Below are 24,786 nucleotides of genomic sequence, written 5' to 3'. Positions count from 1 at the left end.
GCGGTGGCAATGCACGCGGCGCCGGTGTGGGCGGTCGAGCCCTTCGTGCTCAAGGACATCCGTGTCGAAGGCCTCCAGCGGGCCGACGCCGGTACCATTTTCGGCGCGCTGCCGTTCCGTATCGGCGACACCTACAGCGACGAGAAGGGCGCCGCCGCGCTGCGCGCGCTGTTCGCCACCGGCCTGTTCAAGGACGTGCGACTGGACGTCGACAATGACGTGGTCGTCGTCATCGTCGAGGAGCGGCCGATCATCTCGTCGGTGACCTTCGTCGGGCTCAAGGAGTTCGACAAGGACGCGCTCACCAAGTCGCTGAAGGATGTGGGCATCGGCGAAGGCCAGCCGTTCGACCGCGCGCTGGCCGACCGTGCCGAACAGGAACTCAAGCGCCAGTACCTCACGCGCAGCCTCTACGGCGCCGAGGTCGTGACCACCATCACTCCGGTGGAGCGCAACCGCGTCAACGTCACCTTCACCGTCAGCGAAGGTGAGGTCGCGAAGATCAGCGACATCCGCATCACCGGCAACAAGGTGTTCTCGGAAAGCACGCTGCTCGGGCAGTTCGAGCTGACCACCGGCGGTTGGCTCACTTGGTACACGAAGACGGATCGCTACTCGCGTACCAAGCTCAATGCCGACCTCGAAACGCTGCGCGCCTATTACCTGAACCGCGGCTATCTCGAGTTCACGGTCGACTCCACGCAGGTGGCCATCTCACCGGACAAGCAGAACATTTCGATCACGATCAACGTGACCGAAGGTCAGCCCTACACCGTGACAGCGGTCCGCCTCGAGGGTGAGTACCTCGGCAAGGAAGACGACTTCAAGGCGCTGGTGGCCATCAAGCCGGGCGAGGCGTACCGCGCCGAGACAGTCGCCGAGACGACCCGCCGCTTCACCGAGATGTACGGCGCCTTCGGCTACGCCTTTGCACGCGTCGAGCCGCGTACCGAGATCGACCGTGCCACCGGGCGCGTCGAGGTGGTGCTGGTCGGCGAGCCGAGCCGCCGGGTCTATGTGCGCCGCGTGAACGTGGCAGGCAATACCCGCACCCGCGACGAGGTGGTGCGGCGCGAATTCCGGCAGTTCGAGTCGTCCTGGTACGACGGCCGGCGCATCAAGCTGTCGCGCGACCGCGTGGACCGGCTCGGCTACTTCAGCGAGGTCACGATCGACACGGCCGAGGTACCGGGTGCGCAGGACCAGGTCGACATCACCGCCCAGGTGGTCGAGAAGCCGACCGGCAATCTGCAGCTGGGCGCCGGCTTCTCCAGCGCGGAGAAGGTCTCGCTGACTTTCGGCATCCGACAGGACAACATCTTCGGCAGCGGCAACTACCTGGGCTTCGAGGTCAACACCAGCCGCTACAACCGCAACATCGTGGTCAGCACGGTCGATCCGTACTTCACGGTCGACGGCATCTCGCGCGCCATCGACGTGTTCTACCGAACGGCCAGGCCGATCAACAGCCAGGGCGAGGACTACAAGCTGGTGACGCAGGGCGGGGCGATCCGTTTCGGCGTGCCGTTCAGCGAGTTCGACACCGTGTTCTTCGGTGCGGGCTGGGAGCGGACCCAGATCGAGGCCGGTGTCTCGATCCCGAACAGCTATTTCCTGTACCGCGAGGCCTTCGGTGACACGACCGACAGCCTGCCGCTGACGCTCGGTTGGCAGCGCGACGGCCGCGACAGCGCGCTGGTCCCCACCTCCGGTCTCTACCAGCGGCTGAACGCCGAGTGGAGCGTGGCGCTCGACACCCGGTATCTGCGCACCAACTACCAGATTCAGCAGTGGATTCCGCTGTCGAAGAAGTACACGCTGGGCCTCAATGCCGAAGCCGGCTGGGGCAAGGGCTTCGGCGGCCGTCCGTATCCGATCTTCAAGAACTTCTACGGCGGTGGCCTCGGGTCGGTGCGGGGCTTCGACCAGAGCTCGCTGGGCCCGATCGACGTGACCGGCGCCTACATCGGCGGCAACCGCAAGCTCAACCTGAATGCCGAGTTCTACGTCCCGGTGCCGGGCTCGGGCAACGACCGCACGCTGCGCCTGTTCGGCTATCTCGACGCCGGCAACGTGTGGGGCGAGGACGAGAAGCTCAGCCTCGGCGACCTGCGTGCCGCGGCCGGCATCGGCCTGAGTTGGGTCTCGCCGGTCGGGCCGCTCAAGATCAGCTACGGCCAGCCGGTGCGCAAGTTTGCGCAGGATAGAATTCAAAAGTTGCAATTCCAGATCGGGACCGCGTTCTGATGAAGACCTTGTCATTGATGCCGATGCTTGCCGCGGCGGTGCTCGCTGCCGGAGTGACGGCGGCGGCAGCGCAGGAACTGAAGATCGGCTACGTGAACAGCGAACGCGTGCTGCGCGAGGCAGGCCCCGCGAAGGCGGCCCAGGCCAAGCTGGAGTCCGAGTTCTCCAAGCGCGAGAAGGAATTGGCGGACGTCGCTGCGAAGCTGAAGACCGCTTCGGAAAAACTCGAAAAGGATGCTCCCACCCTGGCCGAAGGCGATCGCAGCCGCCGGCAGCGCGACCTGGTCGAGCAGGATCGCGAGTTCCAGCGCAAGCGGCGCGAGTTCCAGGAAGACTTGAACCAGCGCAAGAACGAGGAACTCGCCGGTGTGGTCGATCGCGCCAACAAGGTGATCAAGCAGATCTTCGAGACCGAGAAGTACGACGTCATCCTCCAGGAAGCCGTGTTCGCAGGTCCGCGCGTCGACATCACCGACAAGGTGATCAAGGCGCTGAACGGCGCGAAGTGAGGCGCGTGGCCGCGCGGTGATCGACTCGGCAGAGGTCACGCTCGGCGACATCGCCGCAGCACTCGGCGGCGAACTGATCGGCCCGAAGTCACTCGACATCGCCCGCATCGGGCCGCTCGAGGACGCCGACGCCGCCACCATCTCCTTTCTGGCCAATCCGCGCTACCGCGCCCAGCTGGCCGGCAGTTCGGCAGGCTGCGTGATCGTGGCGCCGGCCCTGCGTGACGAAGCGGTGGCCCGCGGTGCGGCGATCGTCACGCCCGATCCCTATCTCTATTTCGCGCGCCTGACCCAATGGTGGGCGCGGCGCGTGCGGCCGGCAGCGGTCACCGGGGTGCACCCGAGCGCGGTGGTCGATCCCGGCGCACGGCTTGGCGCTGGCGTCAGCATCGGCGCGCTGGCGGTCGTCGAGGCCGGCGCGCAGATCGACGACGGTGCGGAGATCGGTGCGCAGTGCTTCGTCGGGCGCGCGGCGCGCGTCGGCGCAGGCACTCGGCTGCATCCGCGCGTGACCCTGGCGTTCGAGTGCGTGGTCGGTGCCCGCTGCATCGTCCACAGCGGTGCCGTCATCGGCGCCGACGGCTTCGGCTTCGCGCCGAGCCGCGAGCACGGCTACGTGAAGATCGAGCAACTGGGCGCCGTGCGCATCGGCGACGACGTGGAGATCGGCGCCAACACCTGCATCGACCGCGGTGCGCTCGGCGACACCGTGATCGAGGACGGCGTGAAGCTCGACAACTTGATCCAGATCGCCCACAACGTGCGAATCGGCCGGGGCACTGCGATGGCCGCCTTCACCGGCGTGGCCGGCAGCACGCGCATCGGCGAAGGCTGCACCTTCGGTGGCGGCGCCGGCGTGGTCGGCCACGTGAGCATCGCCGACGGTGTGCACGTCTCGGCTCACACGGCCGTGCTGCGCTCGATCGACAAGCCCGGCGTGTACACCGGCATCTTCCCGCTGGCCGAGAATCGCGCGTGGGAAAAGACCGCGGTCACGCTGCGCCAGTTGCCGGCGCTGCGCGAGCGCATCCGCGCACTGGAGCGCCAGGCCGCTGCCGCTTCCGACCAAGAACCAGGCGCCGCCGACGCGAACGGCGCCGAGAACACGCCATGATGGACATTCACCAGATCCTCGAGAAACTGCCGCATCGCTATCCGTTCCTGCTGGTGGACCGGGTGCTGGAGGTCGAGGCCGGCGTGCGCATCAAGGCGCTGAAGAACGTCACGATCAACGAGCCGTTCTTCGTCGGGCACTTTCCGCACCGGCCGGTGATGCCGGGCGTGCTGATGCTGGAGGCGCTGGCGCAGGCCGCCGCGTTGCTGAGCTTTGCCGACAACAACCTGCAGTCCGACAAGAACTCGGTGATCTATTTCGTCGGCATCGACGGTGCGCGCTTCAAGCGGCCTGTGGAGCCCGGCGACCAGCTGATCCTCGAGGTCGAGGCCGATCGCGTCCGCGGCGGCATCCACAAGTTCAAGGCACGCGCCACGGTCGCCGGGGAACTGGCCTGCGGTGCCGAGCTGATGTGCACGATGCGCAGCGTCGCCTGAAGGCGCCGGCGATGAGCACGGTCCATCCCTCCGCGATCGTCGATCCGCAGGCGCAGCTCGCGCCCGACGTCCAGGTCGGGCCGTATGCGGTCATCGGTCCCCACGTGAGCATCGGTGCCAGCACCACGATCGGTGCGCACTGCGTGATCGAGGGCCACACGACGATCGGGACCGACAACCGCATCTGGCAGTTCTGCTCCATCGGCGCGGCACCGCAGGACAAGAAATACGCTGGCGAGCCCACCCGGCTCGAGATCGGCGACCGCAATACCATCCGCGAGTTCTGCACCTTCAACTGCGGCACCGCGCAGGACAGCGGCGTCACCCGCGTCGGCAACGATAACTGGGTGATGGCCTACGTGCACATCGCGCACGACGTGCAGCTCGGCAGCCAGTGCATCCTGGCCAATAACGCCACGCTGGCCGGCCATGTGCACGTGGGCGACTGGGTCATCATCGGCGGCCTCACCGGCGTGCATCAGTTCGTGAAGATCGGCGCGCACGCGATGGCCGGTTTCCAGACCGCGCTGTCGCAGGACGTGCCCCCCTTCATGATGGTCGACGGCAACCCGGCCGAGGTGCGCGGCTTCAACGTCGAGGGGCTGCGCCGGCGCGGCTTCGGCGCGGAGCGCATTGCCCAGGTCAAGCAGATGCACCGCCTGCTCTATCGCAAGGGGCTGACGCTCGACGAGTCGAAGGCGTCCATCGCCGCATTGCAGGGCGGTGTCGACGGCGGTGATGAGGATCTCGGGCTGATGCTCGATTTCCTCGCGGCCTCCAAGCGCGGCATCGTCAGATAGCACCACCATGCAGCTCGGCATGGTCGCTGGCGAAGCCTCTGGCGACCTGCTCGCCGGCTTGTTGATGGGGGGCCTGAAGGCCCGCTGGCCGACGCTGCAGGCGGCCGGTATCGGCGGCCCCGACATGGTGGCCCAGGGCTTCGAGGCCTGGTGGCCCAGCGAGCGACTTTCGGTGCACGGCTACGCCGAGGCGCTGAGGGTCTACCGCCAGCTCGTCGCGCTGCGTACCGAGCTCGGCGACCGTCTGCTGGCGCAGCGCCCTTCGGCTTTCATCGGCATCGATGCGCCCGATTTCAACCTCGGCCTCGAGGCACGCCTGAAGGCAGCCGGGCTCAAGACCATCCACTTCGTCTGCCCGTCGATCTGGGCCTGGCGCGGCGGGCGGGTGCACAAGCTGGCCGCGTCGGCCGACCATGTGCTGTGCCTCTTTCCGTTCGAGCCGGCGCTGCTGGCGAAGGCAGGCGTGCCCGCCAGCTACGTGGGCCATCCACTGGCCGATGCGATTCCGTTGGACGTACCGCGCGCCGCCGCTCGCGCTGCGCTTGGCCTGGGTGACGGCGAGACCGTGGTGGCCGTGATGCCCGGTAGCCGCCGCGGCGAGATCCGCCACATTGCTCCCGACTTCCTGCGCGCCGCACGGCGGCTGCGCACGGCGCGGCCTGGCCTGCGCTGCCTGCTGCCGGTCGCGCCCGGCCTGCGTGCGATGGTCGAGGCGGCGGTGGCCGAAGCCGGTGCGCAGGAGGCGGTGGAGCTGGTCGACGGCCGTTCGCACGAGGTGATGGCCGCCAGCGACGTGGTGATGGTGGCCAGCGGCACCGCCACGCTGGAAGCCGCGTTGTTCAAACGGCCGATGGTGATCGGCTACCGCGTCCACTGGCTCAACTGGCAGGTGATGCGCCACATGCGCTACCAGCCCTGGGTGGGCCTGCCGAACGTGCTGAGCGAGGACTTTGTCGTTCCCGAACTGCTGCAGCACGCGATGACGCCGGACGCGCTGGCCACCGAAACGCTGCGCTGGCTCGACGATCCGGCTGCCTGCGAGCGCATCGCGGGGCGCTTTACAGAGCTCCATTTCCTGCTCCGGCGCGACACCGCTCGCGCCGCCACCGATGCGATCGCGCAAGTCATCGCGGGCTGAGGCGCCGGGCCTGCCGACCGACCGGCAGCTCGGCCTGTCATGGGACGTCCCGGGCCTGCTGGCCGGTGTCGACGAAGCCGGCCGCGGGCCGCTGGCCGGGCCGGTGGTGGCCGCGGCGGTGATCCTCGATGACGTGCAGCCGATCCGCGGCCTGGGTGACTCCAAGGTCCTGAGCGAGCGGGTGCGCGAGCGGCTGTTCGACGAGATCCGCGCGAAGGCGCTGTGCTGCTGCATCGCCGAGGCCAGCGTCGAGGAGATCGACACGCTCAACATCCTGCAGGCCACGCTGCTGGCGATGCGCCGCGCGGTTGCGGGCCTGCGGCTGCGGCCGAACAAGGTGCTGGTCGACGGCAACCGGCTGCCGGTGTTGCAGGTGCCGGCCGAGGCCATCGTCAAGGGGGACGCGAAGGTGGCTGCGATCTCGGCGGCGTCGATCCTCGCCAAGGTGCATCGCGACCGTCTCTGCCTCGCGCTGCACGAGGCGCACCCGCAGTACGGCTTCGCGGGCCATAAGGGCTACCCGACGCCCGACCACCTTGCGGCGCTGCGCGTCCACGGGGCCTGCGGCGCGCACCGACGCAGCTTCGCGCCGGTGCGCGAGGTGTTGCTGGAGCGGCGGCCGTGACCAGCGGCCCTCAGTTCATCAGCTCGCGCGACAACGCGCTGCTCGTGCGGCTGCGCAAGCTGGCGCAGGACCCGGGGGCCTACCGCAAGCTCGGCGCGGTCTGGCTCGAGGGCGACCATCTGTGCGAGGCCTGCGTGTCGCGCGGCGTCGTGCCGGCGCAGGCGGTGGTCAGCGAGGCTGGTTGGGTCGATCCGCGGTTGCAGCGGCTGGCGCGAGCGGCGCCGCGCATCGCGGTCGTGGCCGACGCGCTGTTCGCGCAACTCAGCGGCCTGGAGTCGCCGGCCCGGCTGGGCTTCGTGCTCGATCACGCGACCGAGGCGACGGCGGTGCAGGCGGGGGTGGCGACCGTCGTGCTCGACCGGCTGCAGGATGCCGGCAACGTCGGCAGCGTCCTGCGCAGTGCAGCAGCGCTCGGCGTGGCGCAGGTCGTCGCGCTCAAGGGAACCGCGGCGCTGTGGTCGTCGAAAGTGCTGCGCGCCGGCATGGGCGCGCATTTCGCGCTGCACCTGGTCGAATCGGCCGAGGTCGGAGACCTGGACGCGCTGGGCGTGCCGCTGCTGGCCACCAGTTCCCACGCCGGCCTCGCGCTGGCCGAGGGACGATTGCCGAGTCCCTGTGGCTGGGTGCTCGGGCACGAAGGCCAGGGCGTCGGCAAGGCGCTGCTGGCGCGCTGCAGCGAAACGCGGCGCATCCCGCAGCCGGGCGGCCAGGAATCGCTGAACGTGGCTGCTGCCGCCGCGATCTGCCTCTACGAGTCGCTGCGCCAGCGCGGCAGCGCGTAGCGCGCGGGGTCGAGCGCGTCGCGCAGATCGGCTTCGAGCGGGCAGGGCGCGCCGCTGATCCACGAGGCCAGCAACTGGCCACCGAGCGCGGCCCAGGTGATGCCGCGCGAACCGAGGCCGGTGAAGACATAGAGACCGCCTCGCGCGTCGCGCTGGCGCGGCACGAAGCGCGGCTGGTCGGCGCGCGAAGTGCGGTCCAGCGCCTCCAGGTCGGGCACTGCACCGATCAGCGGCAGCCGATCGCTCGTCACTGCGCGCCACCCCACGCGGCCCTGCCAGGGCAGGCTGGACCAGGCTTCGACGTCGCAGCCCGACAGTCCTGCGAGCTGTTGCAGATTGAATCGGTGGTCGGCATCGCGCAGCGCGGGATCGATGTCGTCGGGCTGGCTGGTGGCGCCGAAGAGCAGCCGACCGCCCGTCTGCGGCAGCACATAGCCGCCGCCGGCGACCGGCAGGCGCGGGCAGGGCAGGGTGGCGGGGTGACCGTCGGTCGCCAGGCTGCTGATCTGTCCGCGCACCGCCGTCAGCGGCCACGGCACCTCACCGCGGCCGGAGGCCAGCAGGCCGTTCGCACCGAGCCCGTTGGCCAGCACCAGCACCGGTGCTTCGGCGATCACCTGGCGCTGTTCGTCGAGCACGCGCCACAAGCCGCTATGCCGCTCGATGGTCGCCACGTCGATGCCGCCCCGAAAGAGGGAGCCACTGCGCGCAAGCAGTTCGCGCGCATAGTCGCGCGGCGCGAGCCAGCCGCCGCCCGGGTAGAACCAGGCGCCGCTCGGCAGGGCGAGGCCGGAGAGCGTGCTCGCGACGGCCCGGTCCATCCAGTCGATATAGCCGGGGGCGATCTGCTGGGCCGCCATTGCCGCGCGCGCCGCGTCGTCCGACCACCTCGATTCGAGGCGCAGGCAGCCAGCGAGCTGGCCGGACACTCGGCCCTGCGCGATCCACGCGCCGGCCAGGCGTTCGGTCGCCAGTGCCGCGGCTCGCAGTGTGCGGGCATGCGGACCGTCGTCGCGGTGGAAGCTGCCGTGGAACAGGCCGGCCGGATTGCCAGACGTGACGTCGGCCGGCTCCGCCGCACGATCCAGCAGCTGGCACTGCCAGCCCTGTTGCGACAACGCCCAGGCTGCCGCGCAGCCGGCCAGACCGGCGCCGATCACCAAGGCTTCGCGTGAGGCCGCGTCGTGCGCATGCCAGCCACCGGGCGGGGGCACCGCGATGTGCCTTGGTGTGAATCGCGCCACCGTGATGTCGCGCTTGCCGCCGGTACCGGCTGTGGTTTCCACCGTGAAGCCGGCTGCCGAGAGCCCGTCACGCACGACCCGCGCAGCGCTCCAGGTCGCCGCGGTTGCGCCGGGCGCGGCGAGCCGGCCCAGGCGCTGAAGCCGGCGCGGCTCCCACATCTCAGGATTGCGGGCCGGGGCGAACCCGTCGAGGAAGAAGGCGTCGACCGACACCACCAATTGCGGCAGCAGCAAGGCCACGTCACCGAAACCCAGCAGCAGTTGCACGCGACCGCCTTCGAAGGCGATCGGATGCAAATTCGGCGTCGACAAGGGCCAGGCCGAAACCAGTGCACGGGCCAATTCGGGCAGCGGTGAAGCCGCGTGCGCACGAGCCAGGTCCTCGCGCGTCAGCGGATGCTTCTCGATCGAGACGAACACCAGCCGCTCGCAGCGCTGCGGGTCACGTTGCCAGGCGTCCCAGGTGGCGAGGAAGTTGTTGCCCAGGCCGAAGCCGGTCTCGAGGATCACGAAGCGCCCGCGACCGCCCCAGCGCGCCGGCAGCCGGTTACCGCCGAGGAAGACGTGGTGCGCCTGCTGCAGCGCGCCCGCCGCCGGGTGGTAGACATCGCCGAACTCCGGCGCCAGCGGCACGCCGTCGGGTGAGAAGGCCAGGCGGCCTGGCGTGATCGGCGCCGTCTTCATGCCGACGCGCGCGCGGCGAGCCAGACCAGCAGGGCGTCACGTGCCGGGCCGAGGCCGCGATAGGCGAGCACCGCATCGCTCATCGTCGACAGCGCGGCATGCAATGCAGTGGCCTGGCGTGGCGTCGTGATGGCCTGCGTCATCGCCTGCACGTTCACATGGATCGTGAACACGGCCTGCTGCAGCGCGGGCAGCGGAATGAAGGTCTGGTGCTCGGTGCGCCAGTGAGCAGCCTCGGCCACGGCCTGCGGGTCGTCGGGCCAAGGCAGCCGCGCGTGACGGGCCGGATGCTGGTCGTGCGACGGGTGCGTCGTCAGGTTCCAAACGAAGCGCTCCCAGCGTTGCGACTGGCAGACCAGCCGCGTCAGGTGCTGGCTGGCCGCGATCAGCGTGGCGTTGTCGGCCACCGGCCCATGCACCGCAGCGAAGGAGCGACCGACCTTCTCGGACGGCGCCCAGTGCGAGGGCAGGCAGACCGCCATCCAGGGCAGCGTGGCCCGCGCGCCATCGACGATGGCCAGATCCTCGTGCAGCGTGAGGCTCAGCAGGCCCGACAGGCGTTGCGCGGGCGGCATCGCCGTGAGGCAGGCGAGCGCCGCTTCGTGCGGCCAGGGCGCCGCGCCGCCGGCATCGGCCAACCTGCCGTCCCAGCGCACGCGACCGCCGAGCCGGTGGGCGGTGACGCCCTCCTCATCGGCGCTCAACGCCGTGAGTGGGTCCCGGGCGGCCTCGTGGACCAGCGCCCGCAACGCGGGCAGCGGGTCGAAGTCCGGTGCGCAGAGCAGCGCTTCGCCGGCATGCCGCGTCAGCACCGTGAGCTTCTCGGCGAACGCCGGTGCGGCAGGGTTCAGCGCCGTCAACTGGGCCGTCGCCGGCGCCAGCTTGCGCAGCCCCGGCTGCATGCGAAAGGGCGCGCCGACGGCGGCATCGAAGTCGAACCCTGGGTTCATGGTCCGGATGGTGCCTGCAGCCGCCGTGCAGCACCAGAAACGGCAAGGGCACCCGCAGGTGCCCTCGTTCGCGGCGAAGCGAGTTCGCTCACACGCGCTTGCGGTACTCGTGCGTGCGGGTGTCGATCTCGACCTTGTCGCCGGTCTGCACGAACAGCGGCACCGAGATCTCGAAGCCGGTGGCCAGCTTCGCGATCTTCAGCACCTTGCCCGAGGTGTCGCCCTTGACGGCCGGCTCGGTTTCGGTGATCTCGCGCACCAGGCTGGTCGGCAGTTCGACCGAGATGGCCTTGCCGTCGTAAAACACCACCTCGACCGGCATGCCGTCCTCGAGGTACTGGATCGCGTCGCCCATGTTCTCGGATTCCACCTCGAACTGGTTGTATTCGGCGTCCATGAACGCATACATCGGGTCGGCGAAGTAGGAGTAGGTGCACTCCTTCTTCTCGAGCACGATCTGGTCCATCTTGTCGTCGGCCTTGAACACCACTTCGGCACCGGAGCCGTTCAGCAGGTTCTTCATCTTCATGCGCACCGTGGCGGAGTTGCGGCCGCCGCGGCTGTATTCGGTCTTGAGCACGACCATCGGGTCCTTGCCCTGCATGATCACGTTACCGGCGCGGATTTCCTGTGCGAGTTTCATAGTGATTCCGTGTTGGAAGGGGCGGGTCCGTGGCGGCCCGGCCATGCTGCCCAGCGGCAGCGCCGCCTTCTTTCGAGACAACTCGGCATTTTAGCCTCTGTCCGCCGCGAAGCGAAGCAGACAGTCGGTGGCGTCGGGCAGGGCGGCCAGGTGCGCGCTCCAGTCGCGGGCAAGGCGCTGCCAATCCTGCCCTTCGGGCCAGGTCGGCCGGGTAACGCCGGACAAACCGTTCCACCCGTGCCATAGCGCGCGGATCTGCACACCCTGGGCGGGTGCGGCCGCGTCGAGGTAACGGTCCAGGAAGGCGTCCAGCTTGACGGCATGGAAGTCGTCCACCTGCGGGTAGATCTGCCAGATGAAGGGCACGCCCGCCCATTGCGCGCGCGAGAACGAATCCTCTCCGCGCACGAAGTTGAGGTCGCTGGCCCACAGCAGGTGATCGAACTCGTCCTGTGGCAGATAGGGCAACATCACGGTTCGCAGCGCACCCGTCCGACCGCCGTCGCCGAGCGCGGACCGCACCTGCCGTGCCGCCCGGTCCGGCGTCACCAGGAGGACCGTAGGCACCTCCGCCAGGCTGTCCAGCCAGGTTGGCAAGGCCGCGTTTTCGTAGCAGAACAGGCTGACCACGCGTTCACCCTGCTGGCGCTGCACGCCGTGGGATGCCAGCCAGGCCGTGGCGTCGAAGGCCGCACGGCGCGGCAGCAACTCAGGTTCGCGGATCAGGCCGGCGGTGCGCGGCGTGAAGCCGGGGTAGAGGAACCACTTGCTCAGCCCCTGGCCGGGACCTTCGAGCTGCGGCGAGGGCAGCCCATGGCTGCGCTCCACGTAGGACTCGGCGCTCAGGTACTCGAAGTTGATCCACACCGGCGGGCAGGGGCGCCGCATGCGCTGCACGAAGGTCGCAGGGAGCTGGCACCCGAAGGTCTCGACGACCACGTCGCCCGGCTCGCGGTCCGGCAGCGGCTCGGCCCAGCGCAGCACCTCGACGCCGGGTTGCCCGGCCGGGGCCATCCAGGCGAGTGCCGACGGGTCGTCGATCCACAGCCGGACCTGCTGACCGCGCCGCGCCAGGTCGGCAGCGAGCCGCCACGACACGCCGACATCGCCGAAGTTGTCGATCACGTGGCAGAACAGGTCCCATCGCAGCGGCTGTGTCATCGGCGGGATTATCGACAGGGCCACGCTGCACAATCCGCGACCATGACGGCCGCTTCCCCCGACGACACGGTACCTCCGCCCGACGCCGCCGCAACAGCGGCAGCCAGCGACGAGGCGCGGGACCGCCTGGCGATCGAGGTGGCGGCCTTGCCCAGCCTGCCGGGCGTCTACCGCTACTTCGACGCGCAGGGGACGCTGCTCTATGTGGGCAAGGCCGGCAACCTGAAGAAGCGGGTGTCGAGCTACTTTCAGAAGAACCATGGCGGCACGCGCACCGGCCACATGGTCGGCAGGATCGCTCGGCTGGAGACCACGGTGGTGCGCTCCGAGGCCGAGGCGCTGCTGCTCGAGAACAACCTGATCAAGACGCTGAACCCGAAGTTCAACATCCTGTTCCGCGACGACAAGAGCTATCCCTACCTCAAGATCACCGGCGCCGCGGTCGCCGGCGGGCCGTCGCCTGCCGCTGGCACGGCGGCCGCCGTCGACTATCCGCGCATGGCCTACTACCGCGGTGGGGTCGACAAGCGGCATCGCTACTTCGGCCCCTACCCGAGCGCCTGGGCTGTGAAGGAATCGATCCAGTTGCTGCAGAAGGTGTTCCGCCTGCGCACCTGCGAGGACACGGTGTTCAACCACCGCACGCGGCCCTGCCTGCTGTACCAGATCAAGCGCTGCTCGGGGCCCTGCGTGCAGGCCATCGGGGCCGCGGACTACGCACGCGATGTCCGCAACGCCGAGCGCTTTCTGCTCGGTGAGCAGCAGGAGGTGATGGGTACGCTGCAGGCGCAGATGATGGCGTACGCCGATGCGCTGGAGTTCGAGAAGGCCGCCGAGATCCGGAATCAGCTCGGGGCCCTGTCGCGGGTGCTGCACCAGCAGTCGGTCGAGACCAACGCCGACGGCGCCTTCGACAAGGACGCCGACATCCTGGCCGCGGTGGTGCAGGGGGGGCGCGCCTGCGTCAATCTGGCCATGGTGCGGGGCGGCCGGCACCTGGGCGACCGGCCCTATTTCCCGACGCATGTCGAGGAGGCGAGTGCACTCGAGGGGATGGAGGACGCCGCCGGGCCGGTCGCCGCGGTGGCCCCGCCCCAGGCCCGCGTCGAGGTGCGGGTACTGGAGGCCTTCATCGCCCAGCACTACCTCGACGGTGCGCCACCGCCACTGTTGATCACCAGCCATGCGATCGACAAGGCGCTCGTCGAGGCGCTGACCGACGCCAGCGGCGTGCGCGTTACGGCCCAGCACCAGCCGCGCGACCAGCGCCGGCAGTGGCTGGAGATGGCGGAGAAGAACGCACGCATCAAGCTCACGCAGTTGCTGGGCGAGGAAGGCTCGCAGCAGGCCCGCACGCGGGCCCTGGTCGATGCGCTCGACCTGGCACCCGACCAGCTGGAGCGCTTCCGCATCGAATGCTTCGACATAAGTCACACGGCCGGCGAGGCGACCCAGGCCTCGTGCGTGGTATTCGAGGAGCACAAGATGCAGCCGGCCCAGTACCGGCGTTACAACATCACCGGCATCACCCCCGGCGACGACTACGCGGCCATGCGCCAGGTGCTGACGCGCCGCTACGCCAAGCTCGCCGAGGCATCCGCCCAGGGAACGGCGCGGCTGCCCGACCTCGTGCTGGTGGACGGCGGCAAGGGCCAGGTGGCGATGGCGCGCGACGTGTTCGAGGAGCTCGGGCTCGACCTGTCCCTGATCGTCGGGGTCGAGAAGGGGGAAGGCCGCAAGGTCGGCCTGGAAGAACTGGTATTCGCCGATGGCCGCGCCAAGGTCTACCTTGGCAAGGACTCGGCCGCGCTGATGCTGGTGGCACAGATCCGTGACGAGGCCCACCGCTTCGCGATCACCGGCATGCGCGCCCGGCGTGCCAGTGTGCGCACCGGCGGCAGCCGGCTGGAGGACATCGCCGGCATCGGGCCCAAGAAACGTGCGAAGCTGCTGCAGCGCTTCGGCGGCGCACGCGGCGTGGCCAGTGCGAGCGTGGACGACCTGTCGAGCGTCGATGGCATTTCGAGAGAACTGGCGGAGGAGATCTACCGTGTCCTGCACTGAAGAATCGTCGGCGCGACGCACGCGCTGGCACGTGGCCCGCCTCGGGGCCGCACTGGCGTTGACGCTGGGCGCCTGCTCGACTACCGCACCACCGACGCCGAAGCCGGCGCCGGCGCCTGCCCGCCCTGCGGCGCCTGTCGCACCGGCACCGTCGGCCGGGGCCCTGCCGGCCCCGGAGGCGCCACGCACGCTCGCCGGCCTGCGCCTGCAGGCGGCGCGCCGGCTGGTCGCCGCCAACCCGGGCATGACCTACAGCGGCGAGGTGCCCGAGCCGCTGTTGGCCATCCCGGTGCTGGAGGTCGAGCTCAACGCCGATGGCAGCGTGCGCCGTATCGAGGTGCTGCGCGAGCCGCGCCAGGCCAAGGACACCATCCAGCTGTCCATCGATGCGGTACGACGCGCGGCGCCGTTCGGCGACGTGTCGAAGCTGCCCCGGCCCTGGAAGTTCACCGAGACCTTCCTGTTCCGTGACGACCGCAAGTTCAAGCCTCGTACCCTCGATTCCTGAACGCTGCCGGCATGGCCACGGGCATCGGCCCTTCTTGGGCACAATGCCCGCATGTTCTTCACGCTGCCGACTCTCCTGACCTGGGCGCGCATCGTCGCGATTCCGCTGATCGTCGGCGTGTTCTACCTCCAGGTGGCGCCATCGATGCAGAACCTGATCGCGACGGTGCTGTTCGTCGTGGTGGCGCTCACCGACTGGGCTGACGGCTACCTGGCCCGCAAGCTGAATCAGACTTCATCGTTCGGCGCCTTCCTCGACCCGGTGGCCGACAAGTTCCTGGTCTGCGCCGCGTTGCTGATCCTGGTGCAGCTCGACCGCGTCAACGCGCTGGTCGCGCTGGTGATCATCGGGCGCGAGATCGCGATCTCGGCCCTGCGTGAGTGGATGGCGCAGATCGGCGCGTCGCGCAGCGTCGCGGTGCACATGCTGGGCAAGCTCAAGACCACCGTGCAGATGATCGCGATCCCCTTCCTACTCTTTGACGGCCATCTGTTCAGCGTGATCGACACCCACCTGTGGGGCACCGTCCTGATCATCGTCGCGGCGGCGCTGACCATCTGGTCGATGGTCTATTACCTGCAGAAGGCCTTGCCCGAGATCCGGGCCAAGGTGCGGTGATGCAGCCCGCCCAGCAGCGCGCGCTGTTGATCGGCGCGATGCCGGCGCTGTTCGTGCTGATCTGGAGTACCGGCTTCATCGTTGCGCGCTACGGCATGCCGCATGCCCCGCCGCTGAAGTTCCTGGCCTGGCGCTTCGCGCTCTCGGCGCTGTGCTTCGTGCTCTGGGTAAGGGTGTCCGGCGCGGCGTGGCCTCAAGGGCGGGCGCAGTGGAGACACCTGGCCGTGACCGGCGTGCTGATGCACGCGGGCTACCTGGGTGGGGTGTGGGCCGCGGTGCGGTTGGGCATCGGTGCCGGCACCGTGGCACTGATCGTCGGCCTGCAACCGGTGCTCACCGCCGTGTGGATCAGCCGCACCGGATCGCTGTCCGAACGGGTGTCGGCCCGGCAGTGGATCGGCCTGGCGCTCGGCTTCACCGGGCTGCTGCTGGTGGTAGGTCACCGGCTCGGCAGCGGCGAGGTCACGGTAGCGAACCTCGGCCTGGCGCTGTTCGCCTTGCTCTGCATCACCGCCGGTACGCTGTACCAGAAGCAGCATGTGGCGCGTTGCGACGTGCGGACTGCCAGTGCCGTGCAGCTGCTGGCGGCGCTGGCCGTCACGCTGCCGCTCGCGCTGCTGGAGCCGGCGCCGGTGCAATGGCACCCTCAACTGCTCGGTGCGATGGCGTGGTCCGTCGTGGTGCTGACGCTGGGCGGCAGTTCGCTGCTCTACCTGCTGATCCAGCGCGGCGCCGCGACGGCCGTGACCAGTCTGCTCTACCTGGTGCCACCTTGCACCGCGCTGATGGCGTGGCTGCTGTTCGGCGAATCGCTGTCGCTGAGCGTGCTGGTCGGGCTGGCCCTGACGGCGGCGGGCGTCGCCGTGGTGGTTCGTGCGACGCGAAGCGAGGCGTGAGTGGGGCGAGCTGTGTCGTCGCGTCCACAAGGTGTCCCGTCGGGCCTGCAGCGTCGACGCGAGCCGAGTCGCCGAGCCCCGCCCGGTAGGCGATCTGCATGGGGGAATACGCATAGAATCGCCTTCCGCGCTTGACACCCCGCAGGCTCACCGCTGTAATGATCCGCAGTCCCAGCGGCCTTCCGCAGCGCGTCCCACCGGGCTGGGTCCCGCACCTTCCACCGTAGACAGAGACACCTTTCAAAGGGGGTACCTTTCGTGAACAAGACTGAACTGATCGAACACATCGCCAAGCAGGCCGACATCTCGAAGGCCGCTGCCACGCGTGCGCTCGAGGCACTGATCGGCGGTGTGCGCACGACGCTCAAGAAGGGCGGCAGCGTATCGCTCGTCGGTTTCGGCACGTTTGCCGTGACCAAGCGTGCAGCGCGCAGTGGGCGCAACCCGCGCACCGGCGATACGATCAAGATCAAGGCGGCCAAGGTGCCGAAGTTTCGTCCGGGCAAGGCCCTGAAGGACGCACTCAACTGAACCAAGTCAGGCTCGGGTGCTTAGCTCAGCTGGTAGAGCGGCGCCCTTACAAGGCGTAGGTCGGGGGTTCGAACCCCTCAGCACCCACCACCCCGGAGTCGACATCCTGAGACGGCCACGACCGCTTCGATAGAATCCGGCAGCAGCGCTCTCCTCAGAGCGCGCAAGAGAGCCAGTCCAGCAAAGGCGAACCCCGGTTCGCCTTTGTCGCATGTGGGCCGACACAGATCGATCTTCCGAGGCCATCGATGTTTGAATTCGTTCGTTCGCACACCCGGCTGTTGCAGTTCATCCTGGTCCTGCTGGTCTTTCCGGCCTTCGTGTTCTTCGGGGTGCAGGGTTACACCGGCATGAGCGAAGGCAATGCGGTCGTCGCCAAGGTTGCAGGCACCTCGATCACGCAGGCCGAGTGGGATGCGGCGCACCGCAATCAGGTCGAGCGCCTGCGGGCGCAGTCCCCCGGTGTCGACCTCAAGCTGTTCGATACGCCCGAGGCGAAGCAGCGCACGCTGGACGCCCTCGTGCGTGAGCGTGTGATGCTCGTCGCGGCTGACAAGCTGCACCTGACCGCCAGCGACGAACGCCTGCAGCGGGTGTTCGCCAGCGATCCGCAACTCGCCTTCCTGCGCAAGCCCGACGGCAGCCTGAACGCCGACGTGCTTGCGGCGCAGGGCATGAGTGCCAGGCAGTTCGAGCAGCAACTGCGTCAGGATCTGGCGATGCGTCAGGTCCTGCAGGGCGTGAGTGGCACGGTGCTGGCGCCGAGTCGTCCCACGTCGACGGCGCTGGATGCGCTGCTGCAGCAACGCGAAGTGCGCATCGCGCGCTTCGAGGCTCAGAAGTTCGTGACGAAGGTCAACGTGACCGACGCCGACATCGAAGCCTATTACAAGGATGGCCGGCACGCTGCCGAATTCGAGACGCCGGAGCAGGCGTCGATCGAGTACCTCGTGCTCGACCTCGATGCCATCAAGTCCGGCCTCACGGTCAGCGACGACGATCTCCGCAAATACTACGCGGAGAACGAGAGTCGCTACGTCGCGCCGGAAGAGCGCCGCGCCAGCCACATCCTGATCAAGGCCGAGAAGGGCGCGTCGGCCGAGCAGCGCGAGAAGGCCAGGACCAAGGCCGCCACCTTGCTCGCCGAGGCGCGGAAGGACCCTGCGAAGTTCGCCGAACTGGCCAAGAAGAATTCGGAAGACCCCGGCTCCGCGGTGCAGGGCGGCGACCTGGACTTCTTTGCGCGCGGTGCGATGGTCAAGCCCTTCGAGGACGCCGCGTTCGCACTGAAGCCGGGGCAACTGAGCGAGGTGGTGGAAAGCGATTTCGGCTACCACGTGATTTTGCTCACCGCGGTGCGGGGCGGCGAGAAGAAGGCTTTCGAGTCCGTCAAGGCGGAGATCGAGAACGAGGTGAAGCAGCAGCTGGCGCAGCGCCGCTACGCCGAAGCGGCAGAGATTTTCAGCAACACCGTCTACGAACAAGCCGACAGCCTGAAACCGGCGGCGGAGAAGCTCAAGCTCACGGTGCGCACGGCGTCCGGCGTGGCGCGCACGCCGGCGCAGGGGACGACCGGCGCGCTCGCCAGCCCGAAGTTCCTGGAGGCCCTGTTTGCCGCCGAGACCCTGCGCAACAAGCGCAACACCGAGGCGGTCGATCTGGGTGGCAGTCAATTGGTGGCCGGCCGCATCGTCGAATACGCGCCGTCGCGCAAGCTGCCGCTCGCCGAGGTGAAGGACCGGGTGCGGGAGCGGGTGGTGGTCGAGCAATCGGCGGCATTGGCGCGCAAGGAAGCCCTGGCGCGGCTCGCCGCCTGGAAGGGCGGTGCCGAACCTGAGGGTCTGGAGCCCGCGATGACGGTCTCGCGCGGCCGGCAGCAGGAGCTGCCGCCCGCTCTGATCGATGCGGTGATGAAGGCCTCGCCGGCGCCGCTGCCGTCGTGGACGGGTGTCGATTTCGGCGACGAGGGCTACGCGGTGGTGCGCGTCGACAAGCTGCTGCCGCGCGACGCGGCGGCTGGTGACGACAAGCGGCTGCAGCAGCAATACGGACAGATCTGGGGCGCGGCCGAAGACGAGGCCTACTACGCGGCGCTGAAGGAACGATACAAGGTGAAGATCACCGGCGTGGCGAAGAGCGCCGACGCCGAGCAGTCCGGCGCTTCGCGCTGAAGCTCTCCGCTATAATGCAGGGCTCTGCGGTGGCTGTAGCTCAGTTGGTAGAGTCCAGGATTGTGATTCCTGTTGTCGTGGGTTCGAGTCCCATCAGCCACCCCACCTGATCTCAAACGAAGGCCCCGTCTCGCGGGCCTTTCGTTTTTCTGGCGGCGAAGAAAAGTCCGTGCGGCTCAGCGCGGTTTGTACTGTTCGGTCCCGAACAGCATCTTGCGCGACTGCTCGTCGACCAGCGGCTTGCGCTGTTGAGCCAAGACCTCGACGCCGCGCTGCACCGCAGGGCGTGCGGCGATCTCGTCGAACCAGCCCTTGAGGTGAGGGTAGTCGTTCCAGTCGATGCCCTGGTTTTTCCAGGAGCGCAGCCAGGGGAAGATCGCGATGTCGGCGATGCTGTAGTCCGCCCCCGCGATGTACTTCGACTTGGCCAACTGGCGATTCATCACGCCGTAGAGGCGCTTGGCCTCGTTGGTATAGCGGTCGATCGCATAGTCGATCTTCTCGGGTGCGTAGACCCGGAAATGGTGCGTCTGGCCGAGCATCGGCCCGACGCCACCCATCTGGAACATCAGCCACTGCAGCACCTCGTACTTGCCCCGCACGTCGGCTGGCAGCAGCTGGCCGGTCTTGCCGGCCAGATAGAGCAGGATTGCGCCGGATTCGAACAGCGAGATGGGCTTTCCGTCCGGGCCATCAGGATCGACGATCGCGGGGATCTTGTTGTTCGGGCTGATCGCCAGGAAGGCGGGCTCGAACTGATCGCCGGCGCCAATATCGACAGGAAATGCACGGTATGGCAGCCCGCACTCCTCCAGCATGATGTGGACCTTGTGCCCGTTGGGCGTGGCCCAGGAATACACTTCGATCATCGTCAGAGCCCTCGGTGGGTGGCAGCCGCTCCGACGGACGGCTTGTGGGCACTCTATTCGATCGCACGGACCCATGCTCGACTCCTTCAAGCGCTGGATAGACGGCAAGCGCGGCGGCCCGGACGGTCGTCTCCTCCAGACCTGGGCCAAGCAGCGTGGCTTGGTCTTCAAGCGCGTGCGCAACGGTGAAGGCGTGGTGATCGAGGGCGAGATGCACGGGACGCCGTGGCGCATGGAATGGGGTACGCCACAGCGAGCCTATCTGCTCGATCGCGAACTGCGCCTGCGCATGGACCTGGGTCTGCCGCAGAGCCTGCAGATGATGGTGATCTCGCGCGTGCTGGCCGAGGAGCTGGAACAGGCGGCCTACGCGCTGTTCACACAGGACATGCAGACGCAGATCGACTCCGGCATGCCGGAGGAAATGCGCTGGCTGGCGATGTTCCCGAAGACGCAGTTGGCTGCGCTGAAGATGCTGCGCAATCGCTACACGACGGCATCGAATGCCGCGGCACCGCTGGCGGTGTGGCTTGACAAGGATCTGGTCGGCCAACTCGAGGCCGCCCGGCAAGGCTGGCTGGGTGAAGAGGGCCCGCTCGTGCTGATGACGCTGCGGGGCAGGCTCTACCTGCGCATCGAGTCGGTGCAGCCGGACGCTGCGCTGCTCGATGGCGTGATGGCGCTGTTCGAGGCGGCCGCCCGCGGCGCGCTGGCAGCGGCCGAAGGCGCGTCTTCGCAGACGCAGTGGCCGAGCACCAGCACCACGGCCTGGCAGAGCCACCTGCCTTCGCACTACCCGGCGGAGGCCGGGCTCGGCGACAACCGCCGCTGAGACAGCCGCGCCCTGGGGCTGGCTTCAGGCGGCGGCGTACTTGCCGAGCTCGAGCTTGGCGATCGCGTTGCGGTGCACTTCGTCGGGGCCGTCGGCAAAGCGCAGCGTGCGCGCCAGGGTGTAGAAGTAGGCGAGCGGAAAGTCCTCGCACATGCCCGCGGCGCCATGTGCCTGCATGGCCCAGTCGATCACCTGGCAGGCGAGGTTGGGCGCCACGACCTTGATCATCGCGATCTCGGCCTTGGCGGCCTTGTTGCCCGCCACATCCATCATCCACGCCGCCTTGAGCGTCAGCAGGCGCGCCATGTCGATCCGGCAGCGCGCCTCGGCGATGCGCTCCCGCGTCACGCCCTGGTCGGCCACCGGGCGGCCGAAGGCCACGCGCGCACTGGTGCGCCGGCACATCAGCTCGAGAGAGCGCTCAGCCAGCCCGATCAGCCGCATGCAATGGTGGATGCGTCCCGGCCCCAGGCGGCCCTGGGCGATCTCGAAACCGCGGCCTTCGCCGAGCATCAGGTTGCTGGCCGGAACGCGCACGTTGGTGAAGGTGATCTCGCAGTGGCCGTGCGGGGCATCGTCGTAACCCAATACGGAAAGCGGACGCAGCACCTTGATGCCCGGCGCGTCGCTGGGGATCAGGATCATCGACTGCTGGCTGTGTCGCGGCGCCTCCGGATCGGTCTTGCCCATGAAGATGTAGATCGCGCAACGCGGGTCGCCCGCGCCCGAGATCCACCACTTGCGACCATTGATCACGTAGTCGTCGCCCTGGCGCTCGATGCGCGACTCGATGTTGGTGGCATCCGACGAGGCGACGTCCGGCTCGGTCATCACGAAGGCGCTGCGGATCTCGCCGCGCAGCAGCGGTTCGAGCCAGCGCTTCTTGTGCTCGGCGCTGCCGTAGCGCACGAGCGTCTCCATGTTGCCGGTGTCGGGTGCCGAGCAGTTGAACACCTCGCTGGCCCAGGGCACGCGGCCCATGATCTCGGCCAGCGGCGCATATTCCTGGTTGGACAGGCCGGCGCCGTAGTTGCCCGACGTGCGGTTCGCCCCGTCGGCACTGTCGGGCAGGAACAGGTTCCAGAGTCCTTCGTCGCGCGCCTTGGGCTTGAGCTGCTCGATCACCTGCAGCGGCGTCCAGCGCTTGCCGGCGCGCGTGTTGGCTTCGATCTCGGCCCAGTAGGCGGCCTCGGCCGGGTAGATGTGCCGGTCCATGAAGGCCGTGAGGCGGGCCTGCAGGTCCTGCGTGCGCGGCGAGTAGTCGAAGTCCATGCGTGTCTCCCTGAGGGTCGGTGCCGTTGCGCAGGCAGCGCGGGCGGCCCGTGTCGGCGATCGTGGCGTCAGCGCTGCCGTTGTGCGATCGCCCAGCCCAGTTCGGCTAGCGGTCGAGCGCCGGCAGCGGCCTGTCGGGCCTGCTCGCTCGCGGCGGTGCCGTCCAGCACACGCTTGGCGATGCCCTGCAGGATGCCGGCCATGCGGAACAGGTTGTATGCCAGGTAGAAGTTCCAGTCTGTCACCAGCGCGTCGGTGCCGCCGCGGCCGGTGCGTTCGCAATAGCGCTGCATGTACTCGGCTTCGGTCGGGATGCCGAGCGCCGCGACGTCGAGCCCGCCGATGCCGCGGAAGGTGCCGGGCGAGATGTGCCAGCTCATGCAGTGGTAGCTGAAGTCGGCCAGAGGGTGTCCCAGCGTCGACAGTTCCCAGTCGAGCACCGCGACGATGCGCGGCTCGCTCGGGTGGAAGATCAGGTTGTCGAGCCGGTAGTCGCCGTGAACGATGCGGGTCTGGGATTCATCGCGTGCGCTGGCCGGGATGTGATCCGGCAGCCAGTCGATCAGGCGCTCCATTGCGTCGATCGGCTCCGGTCCGCCGGGACCCAGAGAGGCCTGGTACTGGCGGCTCCAGCGTCCGATCTGACGCTCGAAGTAGTTGCCGGGCTTGCCGTAGCCGGCCAGACCGCAAGCGGCGTAGTCCACACGGTGCAGCGCCGCGATCACGCGATTCATTTCGTCGTAGATCTCACCACGCTGCACGGTGGTCATGTCGGGCAGTGCCTGGCTCCACAGCACGCGGCCCTCCACGTACTCCATCACGTAGAAGGCCCGGCCGATCACCGATTCGTCCTCGCACAGCAGGTGCATCCGGGCCACTGGTACTTCGCTTCCGGCGAGTGCTCGCATCACCGTGAACTCGCGTTCGATCGCATGTGCCGACGGCAGCAGCTTCGCGACCGGCCCCGGCTTGCTGCGCATCACGTAGCTGCGCTGCGGGGTGAGCAGCTTGAAGGTCGGGTTCGACTGGCCGCCCTTGAATTGCTCGACGCTGAGCGGACCGCGGAAGCCGTCGAGCGCGGATTCGAGATAGGACTGCAGTGCGCCAACGTCGAATGCGTGCTGCGAGGTGACGGGTTTCGTTCCGGACTGGGCTTCCATGGGGACTCGGATTCAGTTCATCGTTCGGCGATCGCGAGCAGCAGCTCGCGCGACAGCACCACCAGGCGCGTGGGCTCGATGCGCACTGCGCCCTCGCGCTCGAAGCCCTTGAGTTCCTGATTCACGCGCTGACGCGACGCGCCCAGCAGCTGTGCGAGGTCTTCCTGCGCAAGTTGCAGCCCGATGCGGATCTCGTCGCCTTGCGCGATGCCGTAGCTGCGAGCCAGCAGCAGGATCTGCTTGGCGAGTCGCGCCGAAAGGGGGCGCGTGTTGAGATCCTCGACCAGGTCGTAGGCGAGTCGCAGCCGGCGGCAATTGAGCCGCAGCAGGGCCTCGTAGAGCTCGACGTGCTGCGCGAGCAGCTCCTTGAAATCGGGCCGGCGCACGACCAGAAGCGTGGTGTCGCCGTGCGCGTTCGCATCGTGCGTACGAGGCAGTCCGTCGAACAGCGAGGTATCGCCGAGCCAGATGCCCGGCTCCGCGTAGGTCAGCGTGACCAGCTTGCCCGAAAGCGAGACTGAACTGATGCGCACGGCGCCGGCCGCGACACCCCACCACTCGTCGGCGGCTGCGCCCCGCGAGGTCAGCATTGCGCCATCGGCGACCCGGCGTACCGTTGCTCGCGCCAGGATGGCCTGTCGGAGCGCAGGAGACAGTTTGCTGAACCACGGGCCGGCGTCGATGTGCTGTTGTTCGTCGAGTGTAAGAACGGGGTTGTGCATGGCTTGTCCCTGACGTGACAGCATCGTGGAAGCTGTACGTTCGATTGTCCACATGGCAATTCATGGCCGCGGAACGCGCGGCTCCGGTGTCAGCCTCAGGGGGGCAGGCGCAGATACTGCGCCAACACCTTTTCCATGGTGGTGTACCGCTCCTGCTCGTGCAGCCACTGCGTCGGTGCGAGGTTCACCGCGCGCACGACGGCCTCGTCTCCGAGTCCGATGTCGAGCACGTTGATGCAGGCCGGCTGCTGCTCGAGGCGGCCGAAGAAGGCGCGCTGCCCGGCCAGCGCCGTCGAGAGGAGGGCACGGTTGACCCCGCCGTGCAGCACCAGCAGCAGACATTGCCAGTCGTCGCGCGCGCACCAGGCGTCGAAGGCCGGCAGCACGCGGTCGAGCAGTTCGCCGATCGACTCACCGCCGAGGAAGCGCTGCTGCTCGGTCTCGCTCCCGCCGCGCCCCTGGAACGCGCCCAGAAAGGCCTGCTCGACCTGGTCGGCCGGGATGTCGGCGAGTCGACCTCCGCGGATTTCCTGCAGCGCCGCCTCGTGGTCAAGCGTCAGCGCCTGGCCCGATGCCGACAGCACGCGCTGCGCCGTCTGCACCGTGCGCGGCAGCCCGCTCACCAATACCCGGTCGAAGCGCACGCCGCACTGAGCGAACAGCTGCCCCGCGGCGTCGGCCTGGCGTTCCCCCTCGGCGTTGAGCGGCACCGAGTCGGGCGCCACTGGCGTGCCGTCGGGGAGGAAGTAGTCGACCGATCCATGCCGCATCAGGTAGAGGCGGCGCCGCGCCCGGGGCAGCTTCATCGG

At 68.5% G+C, this 24,786-nt stretch carries 24 protein-coding genes and 2 tRNA genes; 17 read left to right on the top strand and 9 right to left on the bottom strand.

Annotation, left to right across the window (positions count from 1 at the left end):
* Nucleotides 1–9 precede the first annotated feature (9 nt).
* From bamA to MPE_RS09910, 8 genes are read left to right on the top strand one after another with little or no spacing between them, the layout of a single operon-like run.
* The gene (gene bamA, locus MPE_RS09945) at nucleotides 10–2,247 is read left to right on the top strand and encodes an outer membrane protein assembly factor BamA (protein WP_129452265.1); all 2,238 of its coding nucleotides are present in this window, start codon (nucleotides 10–12) and stop codon (nucleotides 2,245–2,247) included.
* Nucleotides 2,247–2,756, top strand: a complete 510-nt coding sequence (locus MPE_RS09940; protein ID WP_011829565.1) for an OmpH/Skp family outer membrane protein — start codon at nucleotides 2,247–2,249, stop codon at nucleotides 2,754–2,756. The genes bamA and MPE_RS09940 overlap by 1 nt, the downstream gene beginning before the upstream one ends.
* Before the next feature lie 16 nt (nucleotides 2,757–2,772).
* Nucleotides 2,773–3,870 (top strand): UDP-3-O-(3-hydroxymyristoyl)glucosamine N-acyltransferase, encoded by a 1,098-nt coding sequence (gene lpxD, locus MPE_RS09935; RefSeq protein ID WP_011829564.1) that lies wholly within the window; start codon nucleotides 2,773–2,775, stop codon nucleotides 3,868–3,870.
* Nucleotides 3,867–4,307, top strand: a complete 441-nt coding sequence (gene fabZ, locus MPE_RS09930) for a 3-hydroxyacyl-ACP dehydratase FabZ (RefSeq protein WP_036230115.1) — start codon at nucleotides 3,867–3,869, stop codon at nucleotides 4,305–4,307. The genes lpxD and fabZ overlap by 4 nt, the downstream gene beginning before the upstream one ends.
* Nucleotides 4,308–4,318: 11 nt before the next feature.
* The gene (lpxA, locus tag MPE_RS09925; protein WP_041930071.1) at nucleotides 4,319–5,107 is read left to right on the top strand and encodes an acyl-ACP--UDP-N-acetylglucosamine O-acyltransferase; all 789 of its coding nucleotides are present in this window, start codon (nucleotides 4,319–4,321) and stop codon (nucleotides 5,105–5,107) included.
* Nucleotides 5,108–5,126: 19 nt separating this feature from the next.
* Nucleotides 5,127–6,245: a lipid-A-disaccharide synthase gene (lpxB, locus tag MPE_RS09920; protein WP_148210925.1), complete on the top strand. Its 1,119-nt coding sequence runs from the start codon at nucleotides 5,127–5,129 to the stop codon at nucleotides 6,243–6,245.
* The gene (gene rnhB, locus MPE_RS09915; protein ID WP_011829561.1) at nucleotides 6,217–6,870 is read left to right on the top strand and encodes a ribonuclease HII; all 654 of its coding nucleotides are present in this window, start codon (nucleotides 6,217–6,219) and stop codon (nucleotides 6,868–6,870) included. Before lpxB ends, rnhB begins: the two co-directional genes overlap by 29 nt.
* Nucleotides 6,867–7,652, top strand: coding sequence for a TrmH family RNA methyltransferase (locus MPE_RS09910; protein ID WP_011829560.1), 786 nt, complete (start codon nucleotides 6,867–6,869; stop codon nucleotides 7,650–7,652). The genes rnhB and MPE_RS09910 overlap by 4 nt, the downstream gene beginning before the upstream one ends.
* Here MPE_RS09910 and mnmC read toward each other — a convergent pair.
* The 4 genes from mnmC to earP all read right to left on the bottom strand — a co-directional run bounded on the left by mnmC (nucleotide 7,619) and on the right by earP (nucleotide 12,334).
* Entirely contained in the window at nucleotides 7,619–9,580 is a 1,962-nt protein-coding gene (gene mnmC / locus MPE_RS09905; RefSeq protein ID WP_011829559.1) for a bifunctional tRNA (5-methylaminomethyl-2-thiouridine)(34)-methyltransferase MnmC2/FAD-dependent 5-carboxymethylaminomethyl-2-thiouridine(34) oxidoreductase MnmC1, read from the bottom strand. The genes MPE_RS09910 and mnmC overlap by 34 nt on opposite strands.
* Nucleotides 9,577–10,530, bottom strand: a complete 954-nt coding sequence (locus tag MPE_RS09900) for a heme-dependent oxidative N-demethylase subunit alpha family protein (protein WP_011829558.1) — start codon at nucleotides 10,528–10,530, stop codon at nucleotides 9,577–9,579. The genes mnmC and MPE_RS09900 overlap by 4 nt, the downstream gene beginning before the upstream one ends.
* 88 nt (nucleotides 10,531–10,618) lie before the next feature.
* A complete protein-coding gene (gene efp / locus MPE_RS09895) occupies nucleotides 10,619–11,173 on the bottom strand; it encodes an elongation factor P (RefSeq protein WP_036230106.1) in 555 nt (184 codons plus the stop codon).
* Between the two features lie 90 nt (nucleotides 11,174–11,263).
* On the bottom strand, nucleotides 11,264–12,334 hold the full coding sequence (gene earP / locus MPE_RS09890) for an elongation factor P maturation arginine rhamnosyltransferase EarP (RefSeq protein ID WP_011829556.1): 1,071 nt from the start codon (nucleotides 12,332–12,334) through the stop codon (nucleotides 11,264–11,266).
* 42 nt (nucleotides 12,335–12,376) lie between these two features.
* On the opposite strand from earP, the gene MPE_RS09885 reads away from it, so the two are divergent.
* From MPE_RS09885 to MPE_RS09850, 8 genes are all read left to right on the top strand, one after another.
* On the top strand, nucleotides 12,377–14,398 hold the full coding sequence (locus MPE_RS09885) for an excinuclease ABC subunit UvrC (protein ID WP_011829555.1): 2,022 nt from the start codon (nucleotides 12,377–12,379) through the stop codon (nucleotides 14,396–14,398).
* Nucleotides 14,385–14,906, top strand: a complete 522-nt coding sequence (locus MPE_RS24595; protein ID WP_237706426.1) for a hypothetical protein — start codon at nucleotides 14,385–14,387, stop codon at nucleotides 14,904–14,906. Before MPE_RS09885 ends, MPE_RS24595 begins: the two co-directional genes overlap by 14 nt.
* 51 nt (nucleotides 14,907–14,957) lie before the next feature.
* Nucleotides 14,958–15,524, top strand: coding sequence for a CDP-diacylglycerol--glycerol-3-phosphate 3-phosphatidyltransferase (gene pgsA / locus MPE_RS09875; protein ID WP_011829553.1), 567 nt, complete (start codon nucleotides 14,958–14,960; stop codon nucleotides 15,522–15,524).
* Entirely contained in the window at nucleotides 15,524–16,420 is an 897-nt protein-coding gene (locus MPE_RS09870) for a DMT family transporter (protein WP_011829552.1), read from the top strand. The genes pgsA and MPE_RS09870 overlap by 1 nt, the downstream gene beginning before the upstream one ends.
* A gap of 258 nt (nucleotides 16,421–16,678) precedes the next feature.
* Nucleotides 16,679–16,951 (top strand): HU family DNA-binding protein, encoded by a 273-nt coding sequence (locus MPE_RS09865; protein WP_011829551.1) that lies wholly within the window; start codon nucleotides 16,679–16,681, stop codon nucleotides 16,949–16,951.
* Nucleotides 16,952–16,965: 14 nt separating this feature from the next.
* Nucleotides 16,966–17,041 (top strand) — tRNA-Val (locus tag MPE_RS09860).
* A gap of 158 nt (nucleotides 17,042–17,199) precedes the next feature.
* Nucleotides 17,200–19,122, top strand: coding sequence for a SurA N-terminal domain-containing protein (locus MPE_RS09855; RefSeq protein WP_011829550.1), 1,923 nt, complete (start codon nucleotides 17,200–17,202; stop codon nucleotides 19,120–19,122).
* A gap of 29 nt (nucleotides 19,123–19,151) precedes the next feature.
* Nucleotides 19,152–19,227, top strand: a tRNA-His gene (locus MPE_RS09850).
* 71 nt (nucleotides 19,228–19,298) lie between these two features.
* On the opposite strand, the gene MPE_RS09845 is transcribed toward MPE_RS09850, so the two are convergent.
* Entirely contained in the window at nucleotides 19,299–19,991 is a 693-nt protein-coding gene (locus MPE_RS09845; RefSeq protein ID WP_041929631.1) for a glutathione binding-like protein, read from the bottom strand.
* A gap of 73 nt (nucleotides 19,992–20,064) precedes the next feature.
* On the opposite strand from MPE_RS09845, the gene MPE_RS09840 reads away from it, so the two are divergent.
* Nucleotides 20,065–20,823, top strand: coding sequence for a hypothetical protein (locus MPE_RS09840; protein WP_049820795.1), 759 nt, complete (start codon nucleotides 20,065–20,067; stop codon nucleotides 20,821–20,823).
* Nucleotides 20,824–20,847: 24 nt separating this feature from the next.
* Here MPE_RS09840 and MPE_RS09835 read toward each other — a convergent pair whose 3' ends face one another.
* From MPE_RS09835 to MPE_RS09820, 4 genes are all read right to left on the bottom strand, one after another.
* Complete coding sequence (locus tag MPE_RS09835) at nucleotides 20,848–22,095, bottom strand: acyl-CoA dehydrogenase family protein (RefSeq protein WP_011829548.1); 1,248 nt, start codon at nucleotides 22,093–22,095, stop codon at nucleotides 20,848–20,850.
* A 68-nt stretch (nucleotides 22,096–22,163) separates the two neighbouring features.
* Complete coding sequence (locus tag MPE_RS09830) at nucleotides 22,164–23,255, bottom strand: phosphotransferase (protein WP_011829547.1); 1,092 nt, start codon at nucleotides 23,253–23,255, stop codon at nucleotides 22,164–22,166.
* 17 nt (nucleotides 23,256–23,272) lie between these two features.
* A complete protein-coding gene (locus MPE_RS09825; protein WP_011829546.1) occupies nucleotides 23,273–23,977 on the bottom strand; it encodes a Crp/Fnr family transcriptional regulator in 705 nt (234 codons plus the stop codon).
* 95 nt (nucleotides 23,978–24,072) lie between these two features.
* Nucleotides 24,073–24,783, bottom strand: coding sequence for a histidine phosphatase family protein (locus tag MPE_RS09820; protein WP_011829545.1), 711 nt, complete (start codon nucleotides 24,781–24,783; stop codon nucleotides 24,073–24,075).
* Nucleotides 24,784–24,786 lie beyond the last annotated feature (3 nt).

This window comes from Methylibium petroleiphilum PM1, from assembly GCF_000015725.1.
In the GTDB taxonomy this organism is placed as follows: Bacteria; Pseudomonadota; Gammaproteobacteria; order Burkholderiales; family Burkholderiaceae_C; genus Methylibium; species Methylibium petroleiphilum.
The sequence above is the reverse complement of the archived record's forward strand: the minus strand, read 5'-3'. Positions and strand labels throughout refer to the sequence as shown.

What these genes read in the sequence shown, in the direction of transcription:
- bamA (WP_129452265.1), top strand. Translation starts at nt 10, where the DNA reads ATGCACGCGGCGCCGGTGTGGGCGGTCGAGCCCTTCGTGCTCAAGGAC.
- MPE_RS09940 (WP_011829565.1), top strand. Translation starts at nt 2,247, where the DNA reads ATGAAGACCTTGTCATTGATGCCGATGCTTGCCGCGGCGGTGCTCGCT.
- fabZ (WP_036230115.1), top strand. Translation starts at nt 3,867, where the DNA reads ATGATGGACATTCACCAGATCCTCGAGAAACTGCCGCATCGCTATCCG.
- lpxA (WP_041930071.1), top strand. Translation starts at nt 4,319, where the DNA reads ATGAGCACGGTCCATCCCTCCGCGATCGTCGATCCGCAGGCGCAGCTC.
- lpxB (WP_148210925.1), top strand. Translation starts at nt 5,127, where the DNA reads ATGGTCGCTGGCGAAGCCTCTGGCGACCTGCTCGCCGGCTTGTTGATG.
- rnhB (WP_011829561.1), top strand. Translation starts at nt 6,217, where the DNA reads ATGCGATCGCGCAAGTCATCGCGGGCTGAGGCGCCGGGCCTGCCGACC.
- mnmC (WP_011829559.1), bottom strand. Translation starts at nt 9,580, where the DNA reads ATGAAGACGGCGCCGATCACGCCAGGCCGCCTGGCCTTCTCACCCGAC.
- MPE_RS09900 (WP_011829558.1), bottom strand. Translation starts at nt 10,530, where the DNA reads ATGAACCCAGGGTTCGACTTCGATGCCGCCGTCGGCGCGCCCTTTCGC.
- efp (WP_036230106.1), bottom strand. Translation starts at nt 11,173, where the DNA reads ATGAAACTCGCACAGGAAATCCGCGCCGGTAACGTGATCATGCAGGGC.
- earP (WP_011829556.1), bottom strand. Translation starts at nt 12,334, where the DNA reads ATGACACAGCCGCTGCGATGGGACCTGTTCTGCCACGTGATCGACAAC.
- MPE_RS09885 (WP_011829555.1), top strand. Translation starts at nt 12,377, where the DNA reads ATGACGGCCGCTTCCCCCGACGACACGGTACCTCCGCCCGACGCCGCC.
- pgsA (WP_011829553.1), top strand. Translation starts at nt 14,958, where the DNA reads ATGTTCTTCACGCTGCCGACTCTCCTGACCTGGGCGCGCATCGTCGCG.
- MPE_RS09870 (WP_011829552.1), top strand. Translation starts at nt 15,524, where the DNA reads ATGCAGCCCGCCCAGCAGCGCGCGCTGTTGATCGGCGCGATGCCGGCG.
- MPE_RS09855 (WP_011829550.1), top strand. Translation starts at nt 17,200, where the DNA reads ATGTTTGAATTCGTTCGTTCGCACACCCGGCTGTTGCAGTTCATCCTG.
- MPE_RS09845 (WP_041929631.1), bottom strand. Translation starts at nt 19,991, where the DNA reads ATGATCGAAGTGTATTCCTGGGCCACGCCCAACGGGCACAAGGTCCAC.
- MPE_RS09840 (WP_049820795.1), top strand. Translation starts at nt 20,065, where the DNA reads ATGCTCGACTCCTTCAAGCGCTGGATAGACGGCAAGCGCGGCGGCCCG.
- MPE_RS09835 (WP_011829548.1), bottom strand. Translation starts at nt 22,095, where the DNA reads ATGGACTTCGACTACTCGCCGCGCACGCAGGACCTGCAGGCCCGCCTC.
- MPE_RS09830 (WP_011829547.1), bottom strand. Translation starts at nt 23,255, where the DNA reads ATGGAAGCCCAGTCCGGAACGAAACCCGTCACCTCGCAGCACGCATTC.
- MPE_RS09825 (WP_011829546.1), bottom strand. Translation starts at nt 23,977, where the DNA reads ATGCACAACCCCGTTCTTACACTCGACGAACAACAGCACATCGACGCC.
- MPE_RS09820 (WP_011829545.1), bottom strand. Translation starts at nt 24,783, where the DNA reads ATGAAGCTGCCCCGGGCGCGGCGCCGCCTCTACCTGATGCGGCATGGA.